The sequence below is a fragment of the Novosphingobium organovorum genome, assembly GCF_022832435.1.
GTDB classification, from domain to species: Bacteria; Pseudomonadota; Alphaproteobacteria; order Sphingomonadales; family Sphingomonadaceae; genus Novosphingobium; species Novosphingobium organovorum.
The window spans coordinates 1-10,640 of record NZ_JALHLF010000116.1 but is presented as its reverse complement, the minus strand read 5'-3'; the positions used below and the strand labels follow the sequence as shown (position 1 = coordinate 10,640).

The following is a 10,640-nucleotide window of genomic DNA, read 5'->3' as shown; positions in this document are numbered from 1 at the left end:
GCCAGCGCGCGCGAGACCCGCGCCGGGGCCAGCGCGCGCGCCGAAAACGAGGATGCGCGCCGGATCGAAATGGCGCGACTCTCGGGCGAGCGTTTCCAGTGCCCGCCCCCGGTGCTGCCCGAACGCTTCGCCTTTGCCTCGAGCGAGGTTTCCAGCGCCGAGGCCGAACAGAGCGCGATGGAGCGGCTGGGCACCGAGCGCGAAAGGCTCGGCCCGGTCAACCTCGTCGCCGCCGACGAACTGGCCGAGGCCGAGGCGCGGCTGGGCGTATCGAGTTCGGAAAAGGCCGAGCTGGCCGAGGCGGTGGCGCGGCTGCGCGGCTCGATCGGCAATCTCAACCGCGAGGGGCGCGAGCGGCTGCGCGCCGCGTTCGAGGCAGTCGACACGCATTTCCAGCGGCTGTTCACCAAGCTGTTCATGGGCGGGCAGGCGCATCTCGCCTTCATCGATTCGGACGATCCGCTCGAAGCCGGGCTCGAAATCTACGCCCAGCCGCCGGGCAAGCGGCTGCAATCGCTGACCCTGCTGTCGGGCGGCGAACAGGCGCTGACCGCGGTCGCGCTGGTCTTTGCGCTGTTCCTCACCAACCCGGCGCCGATCTGCGTGCTCGACGAGGTCGACGCGCCGCTCGACGATGCCAACGTCGAACGCTTCTGCGACCTGCTCGTCGCGATGACACAGGAAACCCAGACGCGCTACCTCATCGTCACCCACAACGCGGTGACGATGAGCCGGATGCACCGCCTGTTCGGCGTGACGATGGTCGAAAAGGGCGTCTCACGCCTTGTCAGCGTGGACCTTGGCGGCGCGGAGGAACTGCTCGCGGCGGAGTAGTTCAGGCGCCGCGCTTCGTGCAGGAGAGATTGCCGATCGCGCGGCCTCCTTCACCGAGCAGGCCCTAGAGAATCCCGGCGTTGCCCACCACCCAGCAGGCCAGCGCCATGACGAGGCCGAGGTCGCGGTTCGAACGGAAGCGCGCCAGCGCGTTCTCGCCATCCTCGGGCGCGAGCGTGACGACCTGGAACCCCATGTGCAACGCCACCGGGATCAGCGCGATGAGCCCGACCCAGTCAGGCCGCATAGCCCAGAAGGCGAGCGCCCAGAACGCCAGCGCCAGCGCGTAGAACGCCGCCACACCCGCGCGCACATGCCGCCCCAGCCGCCGCGCGGAGGAGCGGATGCCGACCAGCGCGTCGTCCTCGCGGTCCTGGATGGCGTAGATCGTGTCGTAGCCCACGCACCACACGATCGAACCGAAATAGAGCCCGGCAAGCGCCTCGAGATGGTCCGAGCGGATCTCGATCCAGCCGACCAGCGCGCCCCAGGTGAACACCATGCCGAGCCAGGCCTGCGGCCACCACGTGATGCGCTTCATGAAAGGATAGGCCGCGACCAGCGCCAGACTGCCAAGCGCGACGAGCTGCGCCTCGATGCGCAGCTGGACCAGCACGACGAGCCCGATCAGGCACAGCGCCGCCAGCCAGACCCACGCCGCCTGCTTGCTCACCCGCCCGCTCGCCACCGGGCGCTGCGCGGTGCGCGCAACCTTGCGGTCGAGATCGGCATCGACGATGTCGTTGAGTACGCAGCCCGCCCCGCGCATCGCGATCGAGCCGAGCAACAACCAGAGGATCAGCCCCCAGCGCTCCTCGCCGCCCGCCAAGAGCACGCTCCACGCGCAGGGCCAGAACAGCAGCCACCAGCCGATCGGGCGGTCAAAGCGGGCCAGCATCGCAAAGTCGCGCAAGTGCGGCGGCAAAGCCGCGACAAGCCCGCGTTGCTGGCTGTCAGGAACGAAAGTCGGATCAGTCACGCTGCGTGAAATACCCGATCGTGAACCTCCTGTCATCGCCAACGTGCACACGACACACAACGTGCACACGACACACAACGCGAACACGGACCCACACCGCGCGCCGCCCGACGATCGGCGGGGAACAACCGCGCGCTTGCCGTTGCGCCGCGCCGGGCTTCGGGCAAGAGTACACGGCGTTGCCAGGCGGCCTCGCTCCAGGCGTTGCCGCAAACTTTCCGGGGGGAACCAGTCCGATGCCGTTCAAAATGCCGAGCCTGACCGTCTTGCTTGCCGCCCCGCTGGCACTGGGTCCGCTCAGCCCCGCGCTCGCCGCCGATGAAACGCCCGCGACGCCCGGCGGTCAGGAAGCGCTCGCGGTGCTCACCGAAGCGGTCGCGGTTCCCACGGTCGAGGGGCGCGGGCAGGTCCCGGTGCTCGCCGACAAGCTGGCCAGGCGCCTGATCGCCGCAGGCTTCGCGCCGTCCGACGTCCAGTTCACCCCGGTCGGCGAGACCGGCTACCTGATCGCGCGCTACCCCGGCCGCGACCGCAAGGCGCTGCCCACGCTGGTCATCGCGCACATGGACGTGGTCGAGGCCAAGCCCGCCGACTGGGAGCGCGATCCGTTCACCCCGGTGATCGAGGATGGCTATCTGTTCGGACGCGGCGCGCTCGACAACAAGGGCGATCTCGCGATGGTCATGGCCGCGGTCATGGGCCTGCACCGCGCGGGCTGGGTGCCCGCGCACGACCTGATCCTGGCCTTCTCGGGCGACGAGGAAACCCAGATGGCGACCACCGCCGCGATGGCCAAGGCGCTCGGCAAGGCCGACCTCGTGCTCAACGCCGATGCCGGGGCCGGTACGCTCGACGCCAGCGGCAAGCCGTTCGTTTACGAAGTCCAGGCGGGCGAAAAGACCTATGGCGACTACACCCTGACCATCAGCGATCCGGGCGGCCATTCAAGCCGGCCGGGCAAGACCAACGCGATCGCGGCGATGAGCGCGGCGATGGAAAAGATCTGGGCCTACCACTTCCCCGTCCAGGTCAGCCCGCTGACCAAAGCCTATCTCGAGGGCAGCGCGGCGTCCGCCCCGGCCGAAGTCGCGGGCGCCATGCGCGCGCTCGCTGCCAACCCGACCGATGCCGAGGCCGCCGCAACGCTTTCGGCGCGGCCCGAATATGTCGGCGTGATCCGGACCACCTGCGTTCCGACGATGATCGCGGGCGGGCACGCGCCCAACGCGCTGCCCCAGTCGGTCAGCGCCAACGTCAATTGCCGCATCTTTCCCGGCACCTCGCGCGCGGCGGTGCTCGATAGGCTGACCAAGGTGGTCGACAATCCCGCCATCCACATCGCCTTCACCGAGAACGGCACGCTCGAATCGATCGAATCGCCCTTGCGCAAGGACGTTCTCCACGCGGTCGAGATCGCCGTCCACCAGCGCAGTCCGGGCCTGACCATCGTGCCGGGGATGAGCGCGGGCGCGACCGATTCGATGCATTTTCGCAGCAGAGGCATCCCCGCCTTCGGGATTTCGGCCACCTACATGCGCGCGCAGGACGAATTTGCCCACGGGCTCAACGAACGCCTGCCCCTCGCCACGCTCGATCCGGGCGTGAAGCAGTGGCAGACGGTGCTGACCACCTTGCTCAAATAAGCCCCACAGGCCACAACCCGCACCCGACCCGCCGCAAGAAGACCGCTTTCCCATGCCCGCCACCCCCGCCTGGCCGCCGCGTTCGGCCCCCCGCCTGTTCGTTCCCGGACCGCTCGCGTCCGAGGCGACGCTCACGCTCGAGGGAAACCCAGCGCACTACCTCGCCCGCGTCATGCGCGTGGGGCCTGGCGATGCGGTGATCGCCTGCGACAACGCGACCGGCGAATGGGCCTGCGCGGTGATCGAGGCGGGCAAGCGCACGGTGACCCTCGCCGTGCGCGAACGGCTGCGCGAAAAAGAAGCGGTGCCCGACCTGTGGCTGTGCGCCGCGCTGCTCAAGAAGCCCAACTTCGACCTCGTGCTCGAAAAGGCGACCGAACTGGGCGTCGCCGCGATCCACCCGCTCGTCACCCGGCGCTGCGTGGCCGACAAGCTCAACCCCGAACGCGCGATGACCATCGTCACCGAGGCGGCCGAACAGTGCGCGCGCACCGCGCTGCCCGAGCTGGCCGAGCCCGTCCGGCTCGAAGCGCTGCTTCGCGACTGGCCCGAAGGGCGCACGCTGTTCTTCGCCGACGAACAGGGCGGCGAGAGCGCGGCGCGCGCCTTTGCCGCCAACCCCGGTCCGGCGGCGCTGGTGGTCGGCCCCGAAGGCGGTTTCGACGAGGCCGAGCGCGTGGCCATCCGCGCCCATCCGCAGGCCCGCGCGATCACGCTGGGCCCGCGCATCCTGCGCGGCGAAACCGCCACGATCGCGGGGCTGGCGGTGTGGATGGCGAGCTGCGGAGACTGGGCCTCCTCCTGATCGGGTGGTCGCCTTCGGGCGCGCGTCCGGGCCCTGTCCGGTCCGGCGATCTTGACCCACTGCGAATATTGTACGGCAGCGAACAAAATTCCTCTGGCGCAAATCCCTTCGCGTCTCTACCTCCACGCCCATGAGTACCCGTGAGGCTTCGGATCGGGACGATCCGGTGATCGAGACCCTGGACCAACTGGCCGCGCCGATGGCTGCGGGCGAAAAGCCGCGCGAAGCGTGGCGGATCGGGACCGAACACGAAAAGTTCGTCTACGACACGAACGACCACCACGCGCCCGCGTACGCCGAACCCGGCGGCATCCGCGACCTGCTGATGGCGCTGACCGAGTTCGGCTGGGAGCCGATCGTCGAGGGTGGCAACGTCATCGCGATGAAGGGCGCGGACGGCACGGTCAGCCTCGAACCGGCGGGCCAGCTCGAACTATCGGGCGCGCCGCTCGAAAACCTGCACCAGACCTGCGCGGAAACCGGGCGCCACCTCGCCCAGGTCAAGACCATCGGCGATCGCATCGGCAAGGGCTACCTCGGCCTTGGCATGTGGCCCGACAAGGCCCGCGCCGACCTGCCGCTGATGCCCAAGGGGCGCTACGACATCATGACCCGGCACATGCCGCGGGTGGGCTCGATGGGGCTCGACATGATGCTGCGCACCTGCACCATCCAGGTCAATCTCGACTATTCGAGCGAGGCCGACATGGTGCGCAAGTTCCGCACCTCGCTGGCGCTCCAGCCGCTGGCGACCGCGCTGTTCGCCAATTCGCCCTTCACCGAGGGCAAGCCCAACGGGATGCTGTCCTACCGCAGCCACATCTGGTCGGACACCGATCCGGCGCGCACCGGGATGTTGCCCTTCGTTTTCGAGGAGGGCTTCGGCTACCAGCGCTATGTCGACTACATGCTCGACGTGCCAATGTATTTCGTGTTCCGCGAGGGGCGCTACATCGATGCGGCGGGGCTCTCGTTCCGCGACTTCCTCAAGGGTGAACTGTCGGTCCTGCCCGGCGAAAAGCCGCGCCTGTCGGACTGGAACGACCACCTTTCGACCGCCTTTCCCGAAGTGCGGCTCAAGTCCTTCCTCGAAATGCGCGGCGCCGACGGCGGGCCGTGGAGCCGGATCTGCGCGCTGCCCGCGCTGTGGGTCGGCCTGCTCTACGATCAGGGCGCGCTCGATGCGGCGTGGGATCTGGTCAAGGGCTGGGACATGGCGGGCCGCGAGGAACTGCGCGCTTCGGTTCCCCGGCTCGGCCTCGATGCGCCGCTTCCCGGTGGCGGAACCCTGCGCGCCATCGCGGGCGAGGTGATCGACATCGCCCGTTCGGGCCTGGCCGCGCGCGCCAGGCTCAACGCCAGCGGCGACAACGAGACCGGCTACCTCGAGCCGCTGGCCGAGATCGTGGCCAGTGGCAAGGTCCCCGCCCAGCGCCTGCTCGAGCTCTACCATGGCGAATGGCAGGGCGACATCACCCGCATCTACAAGGTCAAGAGCTTCTGATGATCGTCATCACCGGCCAGTTCCGCATGGACCCGGCGCCCGAACGGGCCGAGGCGATCCGCGCCGCGCTGGAGGCGGTGATCCACGCCACGCGCGCCGAAAAGGGGTGCCTGGCCTACAGCTACGCGCAGGACGTGCTCGAACCCGGCCTCTATCGCCTGACCGAGATCTGGGAAAGCCGTGAGGACCTCGCCGTGCACTTCACGCAGCCACACATGAAAGTCTGGATGGACGTGCGCCCGGAGCTGGGTTTTACCAAACGCGACCTGACGCTTCACGAAACCGTCTCGAGCGAACCCTTCTGATCCCGCGCGCCGCCCCCTATTCGGCGGGCGCGGGCACTTGCGGCGAACGCGGCGCGAAGCGCGTCCACAGCGCGCTGAAGGCGCGCGTGATCGGTGCGTTGTGCGCCATCCAGGCGTGGTATTCGCGGTACTTCGCATCCTCTGCGAGCAGATGCCGTTCCTCGGTCTTGGCGCGCCAGAAGTAGATCGCGCTGACCACGCCCAGCAGCACCGTGTTGCGCACCATGTCGGTGAACGAACCGTTGGTGACGAGGAAAGGCAGCGTCGAAAGCCACCAGAACAGGTTCTTCGACAGATAGGCCGGGTGGCGCGTGAAACGGTAGGGCCCGTTGGTCAGCACGCCGCGATAGGTGAGATTGGAAAAGCGCAGGCCAAAGGCGAACGTCGCCCAGGCGTAGAAGCCCGTCAGCCCGGCCATCAGCGCCGACCACAGCCACAGCAGCGCGTCGTGCCCTTGCAGCCAGTAGGCCCAGCCGCCCGTGTGCGCCTCGTAGCCCAGCACGTCGGGCCGGCCGATGGTCCCCCACACGATCGGCGGATAGCAGATCAGCGCCGCGACCCAGGCGGCGAGATAGGGATTGCCCGAACGGATGTGCGAATCGAGCGGGCGAAACGTGAACAGGTAGCCCACCGTGCCGATCTGCACGTCGATCAGGAACAGCAGCTGGATCAGCAGCGATCCCGCCGCGACCGGATCGTGTACCACCCCCGCAAGGTCCGCGCCGACGACCACGGCAAAGCCGCCAGGCAGGATCGAGATCATGAAGGCGCCAAAGAACCCCTTGATCGCCCAGGCGCGCCAGTGCTTGCGCACCTGTTCGGCCTCCCACGCCTCGCGCCCGATCAGCAGCGCGCCAAAATGCCAGGTGTAGTCGCGCGGTTCGACGAGCTTGCGATCGAGCCACAGCACATAGGGGATGGACAGCAGGAAGACCGGAATCGCGGCCGCGCCGATCACCTCCATCGCGAAGAGATACTGGCCGTCCCAGTACCAGCGAGCGATGCAGTAGAACAGGCCGATGCCCGCCCAGGTCGCCCACAGCCCGGCAAGCTTGGTGATCGAGATGTCGAGCGTTTCGCAAAGCGGACGGGCCAGCGCCCAGTCGATCCCGGTGGAGGGATTGCGGTGGACCTTGTCGACCAGCAGCGACCACAGGCTCATCGCCGAACCGGTGACCACCAGCGCGGCGAGCGCGGCGTAAGGACCGCTCATCGGCGCGTGCGGGCCGGGCAGTCCCAGCGCCAGCGAAACCCCGGCCCAGCTGCGGCACAGCCAAAGCCAAGCCAGGAGCGCGATCAGCCCGACCAGGCCGACCGCTCCCGAAACGTCGCTGGGCGGCCGCGTAGCCGGCGTGACGTGTTCCCCCATCGCTTCCCCTTTCGTCATGCCAGGGGCTCTAGCGAAAAAGGGTTAAGGGCAGCGAAACGCTGGCCCGGCTGGCCAAAAAGCGCGCCTGCCGGACGGGCCGCTTGCTCTCGATGCGAGGCAAGCGGCCGCGCCACGATCAGCGGAAGGCCGAAATGCGGCCCGAGTTGTCGAGCACGAAGAGCGTCGAATTGGCAACGACCGGCGCCAGCGAAATCGACGATTCGACGTTGGTGAACACATGCGGCTTGCCATTGGCCGGGTCGATCTTGACCACTTCGCCATCGGTGTTGGCCGTCCACAAGGCGTTGCCCGCGAGCACCGGGCCGACCCAGAACACCGGGTTCTTGCGCTTCTTGGGATTGCCGTAACGGGTCAGCTGGGTCAGCCAGCGCACTTTGCCGCCCTCGCGCGAGATGGCCAGGATCTCGGCGTGGTCGTCGAGCGTGAAGACCCAGTCCCCCGCAACCGCCGGGGTCGAGATACCCGCCAGATTGAGCTCCCACTCGCGCTGGCCGGTGAGCAGATCGTAGGCGGCCATGCGCCCGCCCTGGCCGAGCGCGAAGACGCGGCCGTTGTCGATGATCGGATCGGCGTCGACGTCGGTCAGGCTGCCGACCTCGGTCGAGATCGAGGTTCGCGACAGCGCGTCGGACCACAACTGGCGGCCGTTCTCGTAGCGGTAGGCGACCAGTTCGCCCGAGGAATAGCCCGCGATCACGGTGCCGCGCCCGGCGGCGGGCGAAGCGACCCCGAACACGCCCGACTGGGTGGTCGAGCCCGATTCGTTCCACAGGATCTTGCCGTCTTCGGTGTTGAGCGCGAAGATCTGGTTGTCCTGGGTCATCACGTAGACCGCGCCAAACGCGATCGTCGGCGCGCCGCGCAGTGGCCCGGCCGGCTTCATCGTCCACAGCTGCTTGCCGGTATCGGCGTCCATCGCCGCGACTTCGCCAAGCCCGGTGGTGACGTAGAGCTTGCCCGAATCGAAGCTGACCCCGCCGCCGAACACCGAACGCTCGTTGTCGCCGGGGACCGCGAAGCTCTTGGTCCACAGCGGGGCGCCGTTCTCGACGTTGAAGGCGTGCACGACGCCCTGCGTGTCCATCACGTAGAGGCGACCGTCGCCCACCACCGGCGAGGCGGCGAGGCGTTCACGCTGCGAGGACCCTTCGATCTGCGCCGTCCACACCCGCTTGGGGTTGTCGGCCAGCGCGAGCTGGCCATAGGACTTGTTCGGCGTCGCGCCGCCCTGTGCCCAGGTCGCGTTGACTTCCTGCGGAGGCAGGATGACCGAGACGGTGGCCATCGTCGGATCGACTTCGGCACCGCTTTCGATGCGCGAGAGAATCGGCACACGTTCGCCCACCGTCGGGGTCTTGGGGCCGCCGTTGCCGCCGCCGAACATCTTGCAACCGCCCAGCGAGCNAGAGAATCGGCACACGTTCGCCCACCGTCGGGGTCTTGGGGCCGCCGTTGCCGCCGCCGAACATCTTGCAACCGCCCAGCGAGCCGACCAGCGCGAGCGCCACCAGCGGCGCCGCCACCCGGCGCCAGCGACGCGCCGCGTGCACGCCGCGGGGCTTCGAGACGGCAGCGGTCATGCCAAATTCCACACCAGTATCGTTCATTCGGCGGCCTTTCCGCTTTTCGCGTCATCGTTCTTGGAGTCGCCCCCGATCGGTTCACCCTGGGCGTCGACGACATCCGCCACCGCGTCGACCCCGAGCACCGCAGCGAGCTGGCGCGCGCGGCTGCGCAGGCCTTCGGGCGCCTTCTCGTCCTTGGCGACGGCCGCAAAGAGCGGCCCCGCCTGATCGGGCTTGTTCATCTTGATATAGGCCATGCCCGCCATTTCGGCTGCAACGCCGAACCAGGCGTTGCCCGGCTGGGTCAGCGGCTTGAGACGGTCGACGACGTCCTGCGGCTTCATCGTGTCGAAGCGCGCGGCCACCCCGCGCACCGTGGCGAGATCGCGCATCGGCTGCGGCGCGGTGGTATCGGCCGCAACCTTGTCGTAGATCTTGGCCGCGCCGGCGGCATCGTCCTTTTCCTGGGCGATGGCCGCCAGCATCAGCTGCGCGTTGAGCGCGCTGGCCGAAGCCTCGCCCTCGGCCAGCGGCGTGAGCTTGGCCTTGGCCGCATCGAGGTTGCCCGAATTGACGCTATCGAGCGCCTGGACGAACTGTTCGGCGCGTTCGGCGCGCAGGTTGGCCTGATGGTGGTTCCAGTAGAGCCAGCCGCCCAGCGCGGCGAGCACCACGACGATCCCGGCGCCGAGCGCGAGCACGCCCTTGCCCTTCACGAAGTCTTCCAGACGATCCTGACGCAGGGCATCGTCGACTTCGCGAACGAAGACGTCCTCCTGCGCGGCCTTGAGAGCGGCGGCCTTGGAACTGGGTGCGGGCTTGGAGTCAGGTGGCAGGGCCAAGATCAGGGCGCTTTCTGCGGTAAGGGAAGTTGGTTTCGGGCTGTTTAGCGTATGAACGCGGCATTTCAACGGCGATGATCGCTGCACAGTCCCCGGTGAAGCGGAACTGAACGGGAAAGCGCAGGACCAGACGCCTAGGGAAAGGCTTGAAGGCCCATAGCGGCTGCATAGGTCTGCCGATAGGCCGAAATCATCGTTGTCTCATCGTAATGCGCCTCGGCATAGGCCCGGTTGGCCTGCCCCAGCCCCGCGCGCAAGGGCGCATCCACCGCCAGTTCACGCAAGACCTGCCCCAGCGCCGATTCGTCCCCCGCCGCCGCGATGAAGCGACGGTTGGGCTCGGCCACCATCGTCGCCACGTCGCCCACCGCGGGCGCCGCGATCGCCTTGCCCGCGGCCATCGCCTCGACCACCGAGATCGGGAACTGCTCGCTGTCCGAGGACAGCGCGAAGAGATCGAACAGCCCGACCACCCGCGCCGGATCGGCCGCATAGCCGGCCAGGTGCACGCGTGAACGCACGCCGCAGCGTTCGGCCTCGAGCAGGATCGCGGCGCGCTCCGGCCCCTCGCCCACCACGACCAGCCGCCAGCCTTCGGGCAGCGTTGCAAAGACCCGCACCAGCCGCGGCAGGTTCTTCACCGCGCGCAAGCCTGCCAGCGTGCCCAGCCAAAGCTCGCCCGGCGCCTTGACCAGGCCGGGGATGGCGTCGGCGGGCGGCGCGGCGCGGTAGCGCTGCGTCGCGATGCCGTTGACGATCAGGCGCACCTTGCC

At 68.4% G+C, this 10,640-nt stretch carries 9 protein-coding genes and 1 pseudogene; 5 read left to right on the top strand and 5 right to left on the bottom strand.

All coding sequences use genetic code 11. The annotated features are described in order from the left end of the window. Positions 1 to 834: pseudogene (locus tag MTR62_RS18065) on the top strand (chromosome segregation protein SMC); the annotation flags it as partial. 64 nt (positions 835 to 898) lie between these two features. Here MTR62_RS18065 and ubiA read toward each other — a convergent pair. Beyond that, positions 899 to 1,849, bottom strand: coding sequence for a 4-hydroxybenzoate octaprenyltransferase (gene ubiA / locus MTR62_RS18060; protein ID WP_268739944.1), 951 nt, complete (start codon positions 1,847 to 1,849; stop codon positions 899 to 901). 200 nt (positions 1,850 to 2,049) lie between these two features. Between ubiA and MTR62_RS18055 the strand changes: the two genes are divergently transcribed. From MTR62_RS18055 to MTR62_RS18040, 4 genes are all read left to right on the top strand, one after another. Next, complete coding sequence (locus tag MTR62_RS18055) at positions 2,050 to 3,456, top strand: M20/M25/M40 family metallo-hydrolase (RefSeq protein WP_244023550.1); 1,407 nt, start codon at positions 2,050 to 2,052, stop codon at positions 3,454 to 3,456. 52 nt (positions 3,457 to 3,508) lie between these two features. Continuing rightward, positions 3,509 to 4,261, top strand: a complete 753-nt coding sequence (locus MTR62_RS18050; RefSeq protein WP_244023548.1) for a 16S rRNA (uracil(1498)-N(3))-methyltransferase — start codon at positions 3,509 to 3,511, stop codon at positions 4,259 to 4,261. A gap of 130 nt (positions 4,262 to 4,391) precedes the next feature. Next, positions 4,392 to 5,765, top strand: coding sequence for a glutamate--cysteine ligase (locus MTR62_RS18045; RefSeq protein WP_244023546.1), 1,374 nt, complete (start codon positions 4,392 to 4,394; stop codon positions 5,763 to 5,765). Then, entirely contained in the window at positions 5,765 to 6,070 is a 306-nt protein-coding gene (locus MTR62_RS18040; protein ID WP_244023544.1) for a putative quinol monooxygenase, read from the top strand. The genes MTR62_RS18045 and MTR62_RS18040 overlap by 1 nt, the downstream gene beginning before the upstream one ends. Positions 6,071 to 6,086: 16 nt before the next feature. Here MTR62_RS18040 and MTR62_RS18035 read toward each other — a convergent pair whose 3' ends face one another. The 4 genes from MTR62_RS18035 to MTR62_RS18020 form a co-directional block, all read right to left on the bottom strand. Next, complete coding sequence (locus MTR62_RS18035; protein ID WP_244023542.1) at positions 6,087 to 7,457, bottom strand: methyltransferase family protein; 1,371 nt, start codon at positions 7,455 to 7,457, stop codon at positions 6,087 to 6,089. Positions 7,458 to 7,575: 118 nt separating this feature from the next. Next, on the bottom strand, positions 7,576 to 8,844 hold the full coding sequence (locus MTR62_RS18030; RefSeq protein ID WP_244023555.1) for an outer membrane protein assembly factor BamB family protein: 1,269 nt from the start codon (positions 8,842 to 8,844) through the stop codon (positions 7,576 to 7,578). Positions 8,845 to 9,063: 219 nt separating this feature from the next. Further along, the gene (locus MTR62_RS18025) at positions 9,064 to 9,867 is read right to left on the bottom strand and encodes a tetratricopeptide repeat protein (RefSeq protein WP_244023540.1); all 804 of its coding nucleotides are present in this window, start codon (positions 9,865 to 9,867) and stop codon (positions 9,064 to 9,066) included. A gap of 134 nt (positions 9,868 to 10,001) precedes the next feature. Beyond that, a partial coding sequence (locus MTR62_RS18020; RefSeq protein WP_244023537.1) for a glycosyltransferase occupies positions 10,002 to 10,640 on the bottom strand: 639 nt, incomplete at its 5' end.